Genomic DNA, 16,265 nt, shown 5'->3' on the forward strand with positions numbered 1-16,265 from the left:
ACAGTCTGCTCCCTTTGGCCACTCGGGAACCCCTCCAGGGTGTTTTATACTTAAAAGTTAGTTTCCCAACCTAGCTTTCAAGTTGTTCTCACGTTTAAAGGAAAAACATAAGAAAGAATATGGTGGAGGGGGACGGATTCGAACCATCGAAGGCAGTGCCGGCAGATTTACAGTCTGCTCCCTTTGGCCACTCGGGAACCCCTCCAGAGGATTTTTATACTTAGTAAGATGTTTTCCCAACTCATCTCCCAAGTGCGGAGCGAATCATAGCAAACTCGCTCAGGCTGTAAAGCGTTTTTCTTACGTTTTTACGTTGAATGCTGTCTTTTTGGGCAAAGATGGTAGAAAGTCAGCGTTTTGTTTGTCCTTTGAACAGAAGAGAGGCGCGCTTTTTACTTGAATTTACACTACTTGACGTTAAACACCGTATCTACTGATAAACTGTAAGCAGTTTAATGACATAAGTTTATTCGTTTAGAAGTCAATATCATGAGCATGAAAGCCACGTTATCGTTATCTGTTTTAACGCTTTCTATATTACTGAGTTCTCCATCGGTTTGCGCTGCGATGCGAGGAGGCTCAGCGGTTACTGTTGTGACTGAACAAGTAGAAACGCATGAGATCAATCAATCCTTAACTCTTATCGGCAAATTAAAGGCAGCGGAGTCTGTGGTTGTCGCATCGGAAGTCGCTGGCAAAGTGAATCAAATCGCTGTTAAAGCGAATCAAAATGTCCAGCAAGACCAGCTATTAATTAAGTTAGATGACGATAAGGCTCAAGCCGCTTTGATTGAGGCAAAGGCGTATCTAAAAGATGAACAGCGTAAGTTAAAAGAGTTCCAACGTTTGGTTAAGCGGAATGCGATTACTCAAACTGAAATCGATGCACAAAAAGCCAGTGTTGAAATAGCACAAGCGAGGCTTGATGCTGCTCAAGCCAATTTAGCTGACCTCCATATTACTGCCCCATTTTCTGGCACTGTTGGTTTTATCGATTTTAGCCGCGGCAAAATGGTCAGTGCGGGTACTGAACTTTTGACGTTGGATGATCTTTCCGTCATGGAACTGGATTTACAAGTACCGGAGCGCTATTTATCGATGCTTTCTATTGGTATGGAAGTCATCGCTAAAACCAGTGCATGGGGTAGCCAGACCTTTACTGGTCAAGTCACAGGTATTGATACGCGGATCAGTGCCGAAACACTGAATCTTCGCGTGCGTATTGAGTTTGATAACCCAGAAAATCAATTGAAGCCGGGCATGTTGATGAACGCTTCACTAGCATTTCCTGCTATTAAGGCGCCAATCATTCCTGTTCAAGCACTTGAATACTCCGGAACTAAACGTTTTGTATATGTAATTGATGAAAATAACAAAGCTACTCGTCAAGAAGTGTCGCTAGGTGCTCGTGTTGGCAACGAGGTGGTGATCGAATCTGGTGTTGAGATTGGTGACAAGATTGTGGTTCAAGGCATTGTTAACATGCGTGATGGTGTCGAAGTGAAAGAAATTGTCGCGCCACTAAAAGCGAACACCACGGATGTGACACGCAATGACAGTGAATCGGATGAGGAAGAAAACTAATGTTACTGTCCGACGTTTCAGTTAAACGCCCTGTCGCGGCGTTGGTTCTGAGCATGCTGTTGTGTGTGTTTGGCTTTGTGTCATTCACCAAATTAGCCGTTCGTGAAATGCCTGATATAGAAAGCCCAGTCGTTTCTATCAGTACGCGTTATGAGGGTGCATCGGCGACTATTATTGAAAGCCAAATTACCTCCGTTTTGGAAGACCAGCTTTCTGGGATCAGTGGAGTTGATGAAATTAGCTCCACTACTCGTAACAGCATGTCGCGTATCACGATCACGTTTGAGTTAGGTTACGATCTCAACACAGGTGTGAGCGACGTGCGTGATGCAGTGGCTCGTGCTCAGCGCTCGCTACCTGATGAAGCGGATGACCCTATTGTTTATAAGAACAATGGCTCGGGAGAGGCGTCGCTCTACATCAATCTCAGTTCTGCAGAGATGGACCGTACTCAATTAACGGATTATGCCGAACGTGTATTGATGGACCGCTTTAGCCTGATCTCTGGGGTTAGCTCCATTGATCTCTCCGGTGGTTTGTACAAGGTAATGTACGTGAAGCTTAAGCCAGAACTAATGGCTGGACGTTCAGTTACAGCTTCGGACATTACATCAGCTTTGCGAAGTGAGAACCTAGAAAGCCCAGGTGGTGAAGTTCGCAACGACTCAACAGTAATGTCCGTGCGTACGGCTCGTACTTATAACACGCCTGAAGATTTTCAATATCTTGTCATTAAACGCGCAAGCGACAATACACCTATCTATTTAAAAGATGTAGCAGATGTCTTCATTGGTGCAGAAAACGAAAACTCAACCTTCAAAAGTGATGGTGTAGTAAACATCAGTCTTGGTGTGGTACCGCAGTCAGACGCAAACCCGTTAGAAGTAGCGAAGCTGGTTAGGTCTGAAGTCGATAACATCCAGAAGTTCTTACCAGAAGGTACACGTCTTGCGATAGATTACGACGCGACAGTGTTTATCGAGCGTTCAATCGAAGAGGTGTACAGCACGCTATTTATCACGGGCGGCTTGGTGATTTTGGTGTTGTACATTTTCATCGGTCAAGCTCGTGCAACCTTAATTCCTGCGGTTACGGTACCTGTTTCTCTGATTTCTTCGTTCATTGCCGCGTACTACTTTGGGTTTTCTATCAACTTGATCACCTTGATGGCATTGATATTATCGATTGGTTTGGTGGTGGATGACGCAATTGTGGTTGTAGAGAATATCTTCCACCATATCGAACGCGGTGAATCGCCATTACTCGCCGCATATAAAGGCACAAGAGAGGTTGGTTTTGCTGTTATAGCAACAACATTAGTGCTGGTGATGGTGTTCTTACCGATCTCCTTTATGGATGGCATGGTAGGTCTACTATTTACAGAGTTTTCTGTATTGCTAGCTATGTCGGTCATATTCTCCTCTTTGATTGCCCTGACGCTGACTCCTGTATTAGGTAGTCAGATTTTGAAGGCGAATGTAAAACCAAATCGATTCAATGAAGCGGTTGATCGCTTGTTTAGCAAGCTTGAGAGTGGCTATCGCGCATTATTGAAAGGCGCATTGAAAGTACGTTGGGCTGCTCCGCTGGTGATTCTAGCTTGTTTGGGCGGTAGCTATTTCTTGATGAATCAGGTACCGGCCCAGTTGACCCCACAAGAAGATCGCGGTGTGATATTTGCGTTTGTGCGCGGTGCAGATGCTACGTCATACAATCGTATGTCAGCCAATATGGATATTGTCGAAGACCGATTGATGCCATTACTAGGGCAAGGTTATCTGAAGTCATTCAGCATCCAAACGCCAGCGTTTGGTGGCCAGGCAGGAGACCAGACAGGCTTTGTGATCATGATTCTAGAAGATTGGAACGAACGTGATATCACGGCTCAGCAAGCCCTTAACAAAGTACGGAAAGAATTGGCAGGTATCCCAGATGTTCGAGTGTTCCCATTTATGCCAGGTTTCCAAGGTGGTTCGAGTGAGCCAGTTCAGTTCGTATTAGGCGGCTCTGATTACGATGAGCTCGTTGTTTGGGCTGAAATGCTAAAGAACAAAGCAGAAGAATCACCAATGATGGAAGGAGCAGAGATAGATTACTCGGAAAAAACGCCTGAGTTATTGGTTACAGTTGACCGACAGCGTGCCGCAGAGCTAGGAGTCAGTGTTAAAGACATTTCTGACACCCTAGAAATCATGCTCGGTGGTAAAAGCGAAACGACTTATGTTGAGCGTGGCGAAGAGTACGATGTGTATCTTCGCGGTGATGAAAATAGCTTTAATAATGCTGCAGATTTAAGTCAGATTTATCTGCGCACGAATAGCGGTCAGCTAGTGACGTTAGATGCGGTCACAAAAATTGAAGAAGTGGCGGCCTCTATTCGTCTTTCTCACTACAACAAACAGAAGTCCATCACTATTACTGCCAACCTGTCGGAAGGTTATACATTAGGAGATGCGCTGAATTACCTAGACCAGGAAGCCATCGACAACTTACCGGGTGACATTTCGGTGAGTTATTCGGGGGAGTCGAAAGACTTTAAAGAGAACCAAGCGAGTGTTGCTGTTGTGTTTGCATTGGCACTGCTAGTGGCGTATCTCGTGTTGGCGGCTCAGTTTGAAAGCTTCGTAAACCCGTTAGTGGTCATGTTTACGGTGCCGATGGGTGTATTTGGTGGCTTTCTTGGTTTGGTTATTATGGGCCAAGGTATGAACATTTATAGTCAGATCGGCATGATCATGTTGATTGGTATGGTGACGAAAAACGGTATTTTGATCGTAGAATTTGCCAATCAGCTACGTGATCGTGGCGTTGAGTTTGAAAAAGCGATCATTGATGCAGCTGCGCGACGTCTACGTCCAATCTTGATGACTGCGTTTACCACACTTGCTGGCGCAATTCCGTTGATAGTATCGACAGGGGCGGGTTATGAGAGCCGTATTGCCGTGGGTACGGTAATCTTTTTCGGGATGGGGTTTGCGACATTGGTGACCTTGTTTGTTATCCCGGCAATGTACCGATTGATTTCGGCGAAAACACAAGCACCAGGTCATGTAGAAGCAGAGTTAAACAAAGCAATTAGCCATGATACGAAGGGCCGTATAGCGCACCCTTAAATCAAACGTTAAAACATAAAAGCCGAGGTAATAACCTCGGCTTCTCTTTATCGGTTTAACGTTAGCTCGGAAGCGTTCGATTAGAAGCGTTTCCCTAGGCTGATTTGTACACCTTCGTAGCTGTCGTAAAAATCTTCAAAACCCATATCTGCGACATTATAAATGTACTCTGCGCGTAACCAGATATCTGTACTCATATCCCAATGGACGCCAACACCGATGTTGAATAGTGCGCCTGAGTCATCTGTGACCTTTTGTTCGTTTGGTACGTACATTTCGGCTTGAGTGCCAAGCGCTGTTGCGCGACCGAATAGTGATAGTGGCGTATCGCCTAAGTCATCACTCGTTACAACAGCAGACATACCTGCTTGGTAATAGTGAAGATCTAAGTCAGTTTTTAGAGCATCGTTCTTAAGTTCATTTTGTGAATAGCGCAGAACCCCTTCAAACGCGAGGTATTGGTTTACATGGTAACCCCAGCCAACTGTGATATGTGGTGTTGACCACTCATTGTCTCTATCCGAGCCGAAGTACGGTGTATCAAAACCAACGTTACCAGTACCTAGATAAAAATAAGATTGATGAGCTTGTTCTTGAGCAGCTAAAGTTGGCACGCTAATGGTCAAGGTAGACAATAATAGAATGGCGTTTTTCATAACTAGACGATAACCTTGGTAAAAGACCGTTGTAATGATTTGTTTAAATGTTAATTTAATCAATAGGATGGGTGGTAATTATCATATCAGCTTTTATCAAAGGTAGTGATTTTAGAATGGGAATTGTTGCGCTAAAGCATACTTCTTACTCATGACTACCAACTAACTAGATATGGTGACGAAAGCTAGTCAAATAAGAGAGAAGGAAAGGAAAGTGGCTGAATTCAAATATAAAAACTTGACTCAAGAAGAACAAGATAAGTTAGACGCGGCGACATTTCGCCGTTTATTGGCGCATTTAGATGCCAACAAAGACGTACAAAACATCGATCTGATGATCCTTGCGGGCTTCTGTCGCAACTGCTTTAGCAAATGGTATAAATCTGAGGCTGAAAATCTCGGTTTGGATTTAGATATTGATGACGCTCGCGAACGTGTTTACGGCATGACTTACGATGAATGGAAACAAAATCATCAACCAGCGGCAACGCCAGAACAATTGGCTGCGTTTGAAGCGCGCCAGAAAAAGTAAAACCCAGCGATAAAAACAGCCCACATGAAGTTGGGCTGTTTTTTAAAGTCCAGTTTGCACGTTAAGCGTTAGTTGAGCCGCAACAAGCTGGCTCAACGCAACCTTTTGCTTGAATGACTTCGAGTTGAGCTAAGTAAGGTTGAATATCGCCGATGTTCTCTTTTACCCATGTTAAGTCATAATACGTATCTAGGTAACGCTCTCCAGAATCACATAGAAGCGTCACGATAGAACCCTTCTCACCGCGTTGTTTCATCTCACAAGCCAATTGCAGCACACCGTAAAGATTGGTGCCTGTTGATGCGCCGACTTTACGCCCAATCAGCTGAGATACCCAATGGGCGGTTGCCACACTGGCTGCGTCTGGAATTTTGCGCATTTCATCAATGACACCAGCAATAAAACTTGGTTCGACACGTGGTCGCCCGATACCTTCAATTTTGCTGCCAGTATCGCCTTTCAATGAGTGATTTCCTGACTGGAAAGCATCGTAAAACACTGAGTTTTCAGGGTCTACCACGCAAAGCTTAGTGTCGTATTTTTGGTAACGAATAAAACGGCCAATGGTTGCTGATGTGCCGCCTGTTCCAGGACTCATCACTACCCAGCTAGGAATCGGGTGATCTTCTAACTCCATTTGGCTAAAGATAGAGTTCGCGATGTTGTTGTTACCGCGCCAGTCAGTAGCGCGTTCAGCATAAGTAAACTGGTCCATGTAGTGACCATTTAGTTCTTGAGCCAAGCGTCGAGACTCGTCATAAATCTGATCTGATCGTTCAACAAGGTGCGCTTTACCACCGTAAAATTCAATTTGTTCGATCTTTTTACGTGCAGTGGTTTTCGGCATGACGGCAATGAACGGTAAGCCAAGTAAACGCGCAAAATACACTTCCGAAACGGCAGTGCTGCCTGAGGACGCCTCGATTACAGTGGTTTCAGGACCAATCCATCCATTACAAATAGCATAAAGAAACAATGAGCGCGCCAATCGATGCTTAAGAGAGCCTGTTGGATGCGTGCTCTCATCTTTTAGGTAGATATCGATACCATCAAGAGAAGGCAGTTCAAGTTTAAATAAATGAGTATCAGCAGAACGTTGAAAGTCTGCTTCAATTTTACGCACTGCATTGTTGATCCAGTTGTGGTCAGTACACATGGCGTCTCTCCTTGGAAATCGATAGATAAGCATTAGATGGGAATAATTTACCTATAATACGAGAGAAAAACTTTGCTATAGTTGCCGGTAATGACTATTTTGATAGAAAAGTTTTCTACACTTCGTGGGTTTTATAGGATGAGTTTGGATCGGGTCGATAAACAGCTGCTTGCGTTGTTACAAACCGACAGCACCTTGTCATTAAATGAGTTAGCAGAGCAGGTAAATCTGACAACGACGCCATGTTGGAAGCGTTTGAAAAGGTTGGAAGAAGAGGGCTACATCGAAAAACGCGTGGCGTTGTTAAGTACAGAAAAGCTCGAGCTATCTTTCATTGCATTTGTTCAGTTAAAAACGATTGATCATTCCGAAGGTTGGTATCACCATTTTGTTACAACTGTGAGTGACTTTCCTGAGGTAATGGAGTTTTATCGTATGGCTGGCGAGTATGACTACATGATGAAAGTACTAGTCAAAGATATGAAGTGTTTTGACGAATTCTATAAGCGGTTAGTTAATAGCGTAAAAGGGCTATCTAATGTGACTTCAACATTTGCTATGGAGTCCATTAAATACACAACAGAGTTACCAATCCTAAAATAACTCGCCCTATAAGAATTCTATCTAATGTTAATTCTACCTTTTAGTATTTTAAATGTTAAAAGGTAGTTTGATTATGCTTTTAAAACTATTTCCTACCAGATTTTTATAAATATAAACGATATTTATTCTCTCTTCTATTTTTCATTAACCATTTGTTTTTGCAGTCCATTAATCCTATACATCATAACGAAAGAAAAAATAACGCAATTTTTTCTCTTTCTTTTTCATGTTTTATTTTATTGAATATTAATTTTTACTAAATTAATGGAAGAGTTTGATTTAAACGTTTGCTTTTTGTGTTTTCATGTAATTTGGTCGCTATTTTTGATTATTTGTTTTTAGGATTAATACAGTAGCAATTACTTAAGTAATAAAGTACTCAAAAATGGGGATAGTGATTAATAAAACATCGTATTATTATCGCCCCATCTTGTATGTAACAAAGTATTACTAAAAATGAACAGAAATTACTATTTGCTTTTTCTCGCAGCTTTACTCGCTGGCTGTGGCGGTGGGGGAGACTCTAAGCCGAACAATACGAAGACACCAACTACGATAACAAAGCAGAACCGTCCGCAATTAAAAGTGGAAGACACGGTGTTGAAGTTTGAAGGAGTGGGAACGGTTACTGAAGCAAAACTGAGCAATGTACATGGGTCGGTATCTTACCAAGTCATTGATTCTAATCCGCCAAATGTCGTGAAAATTAATGACTCAGGAATACTACAAATTCTGCGCCCAGGAACGGCGACTATTCTTGCTACAGATAGTAGCTCTGCTTATGAATCTTCTGAAGCAAGATTTTCTGTCACTGTAGAGCGAGGCATCAATACTGAACTTTCAGTGAGTGATCTGAATTTCAATGCGATTGAGTCAGAAGGAAAAGCGTTGATCGTCCGTGGCCAAAAAGGCGAACTGAGTTATGAGGTAGAAAGTGGTCATAACTTGATTCGTGTTGATGAGAACGGGTCGGTATATTCATTAGGTTCAGTTGGTCAGGCATCGGTGCTGATTACTGATTCAGGTAACGACTTTTACTTGCCGAAACAAGTTCGCGCTACGGTTAAGCTGCATGCAGTAGCTCCGGGGCAATTACAGTTCGCTTTGCTTGAAGACGAGTATCGAGAAGGGTTGACGTTAGAACCAGTGCGTCTAGATAAAGCTCAAACGCAACGTATTTCTTACAAAATTATAAATAGCGTACCAGACAGCAAGGTGGCCGAGTTGCTAGACCCTGAAACGGGTTTACTTCTTGTTCATAATGTTGGTCGATTAACGGTTGAAGCGACTGCAACTTACAGCGACGCGTTTCTGGATAAACAGCAAACAGCGCAATTTTTTGTGGATGTAAAACAAGGCAAGCGTCAAGAAATCAGGGCAGCGGATATCGTCACAACTTATGAGGAAGGTGGACGAATTTTCCCTAAGGTGACGAACGCCTACGGTGACTATGAGCTGAGAATCATTCGTGGTGAAGACGTTGTCGCTAAAACTGAAAATGGTGAAGCATTACTGATCAAAGGTGTTGGTGCTGCTGAAGTGGAAATTTACGAGCATGACATGCGTAATTATCCTGCAAGCAAAACTCGCTTTGATCTTGAAGTTAATCGCGCGCCTCATCCCGTTATAAAAGACATTGAAATGCCGCTTACCTATCAACCAAATCTTTCAATCCCTCTGGCGTTTAAAGGGCAAAAAGGTAACGTAAATCTAGTTAGCAGCTTACCTAATGGCTTACGAATGACTGACGGCAAGTTGGAGGTAGTGACTGCGGGTGAGTACGACCTTAAGTTTGAAGACGATGGTGGGGAGTTCTACCAACCTATTCAATTTAATGTCGTCATTAAAGTTGCAAAGGCTGAAGGCCAACCCATGGCAACGCACGATTATGACGTTGTATACAGCAACAAATACAGTTTTGATCTTCATCGTGATTTTGGTTTGAGTGCTGACGAGCAAATTGAGATTGTAGATAACACCGCACCAGATGTTGTCGGTGGTTTTAGTGAAGGACGTCTCCATGTGTATAAAGCGGGTAAAGCGACGCTAACTGTGCGCAGAAAAGAGAGCGCGAATTATACTGTTGGTCCTGATCAAAAAGTCTACGTGACAATTTTGAGCGCGCCGAGCCGAATTGAAGTTCAATCCGATGTGGAAGAGATTTGGAAGGTTGGCCAAACATTTGTTGCGCCGAAAATCTCTGGTACGGTTGGGGAAGTTACGTACCGATTTGCAGACAACGCAGCAATAGATGTGGTTTCCTTAAACAGCCAAACGGGTGCCATGCAAATTCTTAACGCGGGTAGCACAAAAATTATTGTTTCGGATGCGGGGGACGACAAAGTGGATCCGGGTGAAAGTAGTTTCTCGGTCACGATTAAACAAGGCACAAACCCGGTATCGGTTACTTACCCAACGGTAGAATTCTCCGCTGGTAGTGTTATCTCGCCAGTGATGAGTGGTGGGACTGCGAAGGCAAGTTACCGTCTTATTAACCAAAAAGACCCTGTGGTCGAGCTAGTTTCTCCTGATACAGGGCGTTTGAAAATCCTGCATGCAGGCACGTACCAATTAGAGGTTACCCTTACTGGGCGCAACTACAAAGCTAAAACAATCGTCGTAAATGGCACTATTAACAAAGCGAATCACCCTGGTTTAAGTGCTTCTACAATGAAGGTGGAATTTGAACCATTTAAAAAGGTTAAGCTAGACTTTGGTACACCAATAGGAAACCGCAGCTATCAAATATCCAGCTCAACAATTAAAGGCGTCGCTTCATTAGATGTTGATAAGGAAGAGCTGACGTTACTTGACCTCCCGCCAGTAAAAAGACGTTGGATTTCTCTCGACATTTCGGAAGGAGAATCTCGAGATTACAAAGCGTTGGAAAGTAAGAAAGTCCAGCTGTATCTAAGCTTTGCAGATGAAGGTGTTGCGGATCAATATACATTGCTTGAAACTGAACAAACAGTATTGTTTAGCACGCTAAATGCACGTGAGTTTTCTAACTTAGAAGAAAGTGAGTTTGGTTTGATGAACGTTCGTTCAGTGCGTGAGCCAACGGACGAAGAATTGAAATTATACGGCAAAGGTAAGATTGCACTACTTGCATTCAAGCCGGTGGGTAACGATGACCCAACTCTAATAAAAGGAGCGTGGGTACACTTAGCTCGATTTGATGGATGTACATCAGAGCTGTTCGAAGATGATCTCAAGCCTTTTGAAGCAATTGACTATGATGACCCAGGATACTGCACCAGCGGCAGCACGATTCGTATGACTCGGTTCTTAATAATTGATGACTCGAAGATGGAAAAGGTAGAGTATGAGTTAGTAGCACCTGTGATTACTTACCGTCGTGGGGTTCGTGAATTTTTAGCAACGAATAAAGGTGGATTCTATGCCGACCCAAATGTCATTTACGGGAAAGGCGAATATGGTTACCCGAAATCACTTTACGAATGGTCGGTTGTTAACATGAAGTATCAACCAAATTAATCATCGTTTGATACCCATTAAAAAAGGAGTGCGGAACAGCACTCCTTTTTTCGTCTAGCGAACACGAGCTATTTCGTGTAGCGCATCACCCCTTCTTGCACGGCGGTCGCCACTAAGTGACCTTGCTGGTTGTATATTTCGCCACGGACCAACCCACGAGTATTGCTCGCCGTTGGGCTCTCTATCGCATATAGAAGCCATTCATCCATCTTAAACGGGCGATGGAACCAGATAGAGTGGTCAATGGTGGCCACTTGAAAGTTAGGCGTCATTAATGAGACTTCATGTGGATGCATTGCTGTTACAAGGAATCCCCAATCGGATGCGTAGGCCAGAAGGTACTGGTGAATTAGCTGATTCTCTGGCATTTCACCATTAGCACGAATCCAAAGGTACTGTTTGGGTTCTGCTTTTTTGGGCTTCAAAGGGTTGATAACCGTAACGGGGCGAGTTTCGATTGGCTTTTCCCCGCAAAATGTTTTGCGTAAGCGTTTGGGTAGAAATTCTGCAATATGGCTTGCGAGCTCACTCTCTGAGGCAAAGTTTTCTGGACCAGGGATATCTGGCATTTCTTTTTGATGATCAAACCCAGGTTGATCGCCATGGTAGGATGCGGTTAGGTAAAAAATAGGGCGTCCATTTTGAATTGCCTTTACGCGTCTAGTGCTAAAGCTACGGCCATCTCTCAGATTTTCTACGTCATAAATAATAGGTTTTTCTGGATCGCCAGGGTACAAAAAATAGCTATGGAAGGAGTGTACCGTGCGTGTTTCTTCAACGGTGTAGCGTGCAGCAGAAAGTGCTTGCCCAATTACTTGACCGCCATAAACTTGAGGCAAACCTAGGTTTTCACTTTGGCCACGAAACAAGCCTTCTTCTAATTTTTCGAGTTGTAGTAGGCTGAGCAATTCTCGTAGTGGTTTACTCATTGTGTCTCCTCACCGTTGTCTTTCATTCCAAGTTACCTCAACAGCCTCACTCTTGTGAAGTGGTATAGTTAAGAACTATTGAGTAACTTAGAAATAGTATTGTTCCAATTATGAAACAAAATCAATTGTTTGATAAATTCTAACTCAGTCAAACTATTGTCAAATAAAGTGACAGGAAGCAGACAGTTTTATATTCCACACCTATAATTGCTTCGGTTTAATGCTCTTTTCGAGGAATATATGAAAAAAACACTACTACTTGTTACTTCTCTACTCTTTGGGGCTGCGTTAGTGGGTTGCCAAACTTCTCAAAATACAGAAATGGAATCTACAGAGGCGTCAATGAAGACGATTACAGGTACAGTGGCTTATCGCGAGCGGATTGCCTTGCCACCAAACGCAGTGGTTACTATTGCGTTAGAAGATGTGTCCTTGGCGGATGCGCCAGCAAAAGTGTTGGCGAAACAGACATTCGAAACAGAAGGTAAGCAAGTTCCTCTTTCTTTTGAGTTGAGTTACGACAGCAATGAAATCAAACCAAACCATCGTTACAGCGTTCGTGCTCGCATTGAGGTAGATGGAAAGCTGCGTTTTATCAGCGACACACATAACGGTGTTATTACAGATGAAGCACAAACTCACCAATTAGATATTCGTCTAGTTGGAACACGTTAATACGACGTACTGAGAACAAAAAATGGCAGCTTAAGGCTGCCATTTGTATTTTTTAAGTGAAGTTTTGCCAACTTCCGATACTTCAATCCCTTCTGCTTCTAATTTCTTTTTTTGTCGCTCTAAGTCTCGGCCTTTTAAAGATATTTTTCCTTGGCTATTTACCACTCTAAACCAGGGGAGTTTACTGCCTTCTGGTAAGTTGCCCAGTGCTTTACCAACATGTCTCGCATAGCCCGGATAACCGGCCATTTTTGCAATTTCCCCATAGGTGGAGACTTTTCCTTTTGGAATTTGGTGAATTACAGCAAAGATTTGCGCTAAAAATTGGTCCATACTCAAAAGTGTCTATTTTGGATTACTAAGGAATGGTAAACCATTGGACTTGTATATTGCTAACGGTTCTTAACCCTTGTGTTGCCAGCGACTCACTTTGAAGAATTACATTTTCTGTTCTTTAGTGTCGTTGGTTGATGAGCCTTAAACAGCATGAAGCAAACGCAAGCTAAGCTTGAATCTAGACCCTCTCAACGACTTTCAATCCCAGTTTTTGCCGTTGAGTTACCAAGTAGGTGGGGAAGCCAGGAGGCGCTATGATTTTATCGACACTTCAATTTTTCGTTACGACCTTACTCGCTGTTGTCTGCGTTCGGGCGATGAGTTTGAGCGAGGGTGACATTCCCGTTCTTGCACTTATGATCCCCGCGCTGTGGGTTCTGCCACAAGGTGGGTTCGCTGGCCTAGTATTACTGGGCGCGATGATGGCTTTTGGTGCGACACTCTCAATGCAGCCAATTGCTTTGTCGGTTGGTGTTTTGATCCTTTTCCCACTTTTAATGGTGGTATTTTCTCGTAGAAGCTCTTTAGGTGTGTTGCTCACCGCTGGTCTTATTGTACTTACACTGCAAGTTGGTCTTATGGTCACACAGCAAGGCGGTAAGCTGGATGGGTCTGCTTGGGTTACAGTGGTTCAAACCATTGCGGTTATGGCGATGTGGTGGTCGGCTGCGCATTGGACGCCATCCAATAAACACAGCTGGTGGCCGTTGTTTTTGTTGCTCCCATTGTGGATTGCAGGCCTACCGTACGCCGTTCTTATGGCGTTAAGTTTGACGGGAATGTTAGCGTCAATGGAAGCACTTGTGAAGCTTCAACATACCATTCGTTGGAGCAAATTATTATGTTGGACATTGCCGACTGTGGGTTTTGCCGCTTTAGTCGTCAGCCCGACCACGGATGTGCCAAACCCTGTTTTCGTGGTTTGGATCTGTTTGTTAGGGACGGCTTGGATGACTGACTATATTTTACGTAGTAGCGATGAACAGGCTGAATTATGAGTTTTTAGTCAGGTAAAAAGTGACATGTGCGGCAGAGTATCGAATTGGTTGTGGAACAAAATGGAGATTAGTATATGTTCTTCATTTCATATTTACTACACTTCCAATAATAATAACCACAATATAAGTGGTTGATTTAAGATAAGTTTGTCATGACAACTTTTGCTCGAACACTGTTGCTTTTTGCATGTTGCCTCTTGAGTTTGAATGTAAAATCCGAAGCCCCTTTAATTGCTCATTATAAAGTCGCGACTGAAGCGGATGATGTCGTCACTCGTGTTCTTTTCAATGCTGCTTCAAAGGAGTTTGGCTTTACCGTTCAATACGTGAACTACTCCAGCTTTGATGCCATTCTAAATTCAGTAGCGAATGGGGAAGCGGACTTTGCTGCGAATATCACTTACACACAAGAACGTGCTCAACGTTTTAGTTATTCCCGCCCAACAAATATCGAATATACCTACCTCTTTGGTTTAAAAGATTCGACGTTGAGTGACATTTCGCGTGTTGGCGTCCCCAAAGATACAGTTTATGCCCAATTACTTAAACAACACTACCCTGAGCTAGAACAGATCTCTTATCAAGGTCACGAACAAGCAGTAACACTGCTACGTTCAGGTGCTGTGGATGGCGTTGTCGATGCCATTAACCAGCTCAAGCCGATGCTGATGGAGGGGTTTGACGCCAAGATGCTCAATGATCAGATTTCGATAAAGCCCGTATCCATCATCAGTAAAAAAGATCATCATCTTGAAGAGTTGGACACGTTCGCTACGTTTATTCACGGGGAAGCGGTGCAAAAGCAGCTTCGCGAAGAAATTTCCCAGTATCAATTTGAATTAAGGCGAGCAGCGTTGCGTGATTCTATTCGTTTATTACCCCTTGATTTTAATGAACCAATACGGATTAAGCTCGAATCTATCTTTCCATATGTTGTATACAACGCAGATGGTAGTGTCGAAGGGATGACGGCTGATGTAGTCCTGAGAAGCTGTGAGATCTTGGCTTTAAACTGCTTGATCATTAGTGAGCCTGGTGAAAGCTGGGGTTCTATGTACCATGAGTTTATCCAAGGTAATTTCGAAATTTTGGCGCCGTTAACGGTCAGCCGTGAGCGGCGCGCATTTAGCTACTTTCCAAAGCCCCATTACGCGCCAGCATCGGTGATGGTCAAGCGTTTAGGTTACAAACCGAGCACATACTCTCATGTTTCACAGTTGATATCTGAGCGGATTGGCGTAGTTAAGGATGACTTTTTCGATCAAATGATGACGCAACTGTTACCGCTAAAAGAACTCAAACGTTATCGTACCCAACAAGAGCTCATTCAGGGGCTACTAAATGAAGAAGTCGATTACATTCCGATGGATACGGCGATGCTCAATCATTTTTTACGTCTCAGTGAATTGGTTCCGATAGAGCAGGATACCGCTATTGGCGAGTTTTATGAGTCACAACTCTCTGTTGGATTGGTCGCGAATGAAAAAGGAGCCATGCTTGCGCCTTTCTTCAGTCGAGCGATAGCGATGTTAGAAGTTGATAAGATCATTGCTCAGTACGATGTACGCCCAGATTGGCGTACCGCACTTGAATATGAGATTCGATTAGCGACGCAAACACAAGCTGTGTTTATCTTTGTATTATTGTTTGCTATTTGTGTTTCGCTTTATCTTTACCGTCAATCGAACACTGACAACTTAACAGGGTTAAGGAATCGTCGTGCGTTGCAAGTAAAGTATCGAAAAGGAGTAAACAAAGATCTATCCATACTTTACTTAGACATTAATCATTTCAAACGAATCAATGACACTTATGGTCATCGCGCTGGGGACGAAGTTTTACAACTACTGGCGCTAAAAATTCATTATGTCTGGTCGGGAAGATGTTATCGAATTGGAGGGGATGAGTTCATATTACTGGGTTATCCTACGCAAGCCGAGTTAACTAGAGCAATGAGAGAGCTCAGTAGAATCGATGTGAAAGGCAAATTATGTAGTGATTTGGAGTCTATAAGTATCTCTATTGGTTTCTCTGCAAAAAGGGAACGGCACATGAGCTTAGAGCAAGCGATGCATTTGGCTGATGAAGACATGTACATGAGTAAGCAGTCCTCACGGCACGACTCCTCTTATCGTGACTGCACGGTTTCATCATAAAGGAATGAATTGATCGAGTTTTGTTCAAA

The 16,265-nt window shown here is 43.3% G+C and carries 12 protein-coding genes and 1 tRNA gene; 8 read left to right on the forward strand and 5 right to left on the reverse strand.

Annotation, left to right across the window (positions count from 1 at the left end; genetic code table 11):
• Positions 1-120: 120 nt before the first annotated feature.
• A tRNA-Tyr gene (locus tag MTF70_RS09640) sits at positions 121-205 on the reverse strand.
• Between the two features lie 284 nt (positions 206-489).
• Between MTF70_RS09640 and MTF70_RS09645 the strand changes: the two genes are divergently transcribed.
• Together MTF70_RS09645 and vmeF are read left to right on the forward strand one after the other, a co-directional pair.
• Entirely contained in the window at positions 490-1,584 is a 1,095-nt protein-coding gene (locus MTF70_RS09645) for a MexH family multidrug efflux RND transporter periplasmic adaptor subunit (RefSeq protein ID WP_005378593.1), read from the forward strand.
• Positions 1,584-4,697 carry a multidrug efflux RND transporter permease subunit VmeF gene (gene vmeF / locus MTF70_RS09650; RefSeq protein ID WP_025766946.1) on the forward strand — a complete coding sequence of 1,038 codons (3,114 nt, stop codon included), beginning with the start codon at positions 1,584-1,586 and terminating at the stop codon, positions 4,695-4,697. The genes MTF70_RS09645 and vmeF overlap by 1 nt, the downstream gene beginning before the upstream one ends.
• 80 nt (positions 4,698-4,777) lie before the next feature.
• On the opposite strand, the gene MTF70_RS09655 is transcribed toward vmeF, so the two are convergent.
• Positions 4,778-5,353 (reverse strand): porin family protein, encoded by a 576-nt coding sequence (locus MTF70_RS09655; protein ID WP_047100886.1) that lies wholly within the window; start codon positions 5,351-5,353, stop codon positions 4,778-4,780.
• 214 nt (positions 5,354-5,567) lie between these two features.
• Here MTF70_RS09655 and MTF70_RS09660 point away from each other — a divergent pair, with 214 nt between their 5' ends.
• The gene (locus tag MTF70_RS09660; protein ID WP_005378586.1) at positions 5,568-5,885 is read left to right on the forward strand and encodes a DUF1244 domain-containing protein; all 318 of its coding nucleotides are present in this window, start codon (positions 5,568-5,570) and stop codon (positions 5,883-5,885) included.
• Between the two features lie 61 nt (positions 5,886-5,946).
• On the opposite strand, the gene MTF70_RS09665 is transcribed toward MTF70_RS09660, so the two are convergent.
• Complete coding sequence (locus MTF70_RS09665; protein ID WP_248393962.1) at positions 5,947-7,041, reverse strand: PLP-dependent cysteine synthase family protein; 1,095 nt, start codon at positions 7,039-7,041, stop codon at positions 5,947-5,949.
• Between the two features lie 138 nt (positions 7,042-7,179).
• Here MTF70_RS09665 and MTF70_RS09670 point away from each other — a divergent pair, with 138 nt between their 5' ends.
• Together MTF70_RS09670 and MTF70_RS09675 are read left to right on the forward strand one after the other, a co-directional pair.
• On the forward strand, positions 7,180-7,644 hold the full coding sequence (locus MTF70_RS09670; protein WP_017820003.1) for an Lrp/AsnC family transcriptional regulator: 465 nt from the start codon (positions 7,180-7,182) through the stop codon (positions 7,642-7,644).
• Between the two features lie 456 nt (positions 7,645-8,100).
• The gene (locus MTF70_RS09675) at positions 8,101-11,142 is read left to right on the forward strand and encodes a cadherin repeat domain-containing protein (protein WP_205460875.1); all 3,042 of its coding nucleotides are present in this window, start codon (positions 8,101-8,103) and stop codon (positions 11,140-11,142) included.
• A gap of 68 nt (positions 11,143-11,210) precedes the next feature.
• Here the strand turns inward: MTF70_RS09675 and tesB are convergent, their stop codons facing one another.
• Entirely contained in the window at positions 11,211-12,071 is an 861-nt protein-coding gene (gene tesB / locus MTF70_RS09680) for an acyl-CoA thioesterase II (RefSeq protein ID WP_005378575.1), read from the reverse strand.
• Positions 12,072-12,311: 240 nt separating this feature from the next.
• On the opposite strand from tesB, the gene MTF70_RS09685 reads away from it, so the two are divergent.
• Positions 12,312-12,746 carry a YbaY family lipoprotein gene (locus tag MTF70_RS09685; protein ID WP_005378572.1) on the forward strand — a complete coding sequence of 145 codons (435 nt, stop codon included), beginning with the start codon at positions 12,312-12,314 and terminating at the stop codon, positions 12,744-12,746.
• Positions 12,747-12,776: 30 nt separating this feature from the next.
• On the opposite strand, the gene MTF70_RS09690 is transcribed toward MTF70_RS09685, so the two are convergent.
• Positions 12,777-13,079, reverse strand: coding sequence for a DNA base-flipping protein (locus MTF70_RS09690; protein ID WP_005378570.1), 303 nt, complete (start codon positions 13,077-13,079; stop codon positions 12,777-12,779).
• Positions 13,080-13,336: 257 nt separating this feature from the next.
• On the opposite strand from MTF70_RS09690, the gene MTF70_RS09695 reads away from it, so the two are divergent.
• Both MTF70_RS09695 and MTF70_RS09700 read left to right on the forward strand, forming a co-directional pair.
• Positions 13,337-14,080, forward strand: coding sequence for a hypothetical protein (locus tag MTF70_RS09695; protein WP_169628357.1), 744 nt, complete (start codon positions 13,337-13,339; stop codon positions 14,078-14,080).
• 152 nt (positions 14,081-14,232) lie between these two features.
• Positions 14,233-16,236, forward strand: coding sequence for a GGDEF domain-containing protein (locus MTF70_RS09700; protein WP_205460876.1), 2,004 nt, complete (start codon positions 14,233-14,235; stop codon positions 16,234-16,236).
• The last annotated feature ends 29 nt before the right edge of the window (positions 16,237-16,265 follow it).

The sequence above is a fragment of the Vibrio sp. 2CM40D genome (assembly GCF_023161825.1).
Classification (GTDB): Bacteria; Pseudomonadota; Gammaproteobacteria; order Enterobacterales; family Vibrionaceae; genus Vibrio; species Vibrio alginolyticus.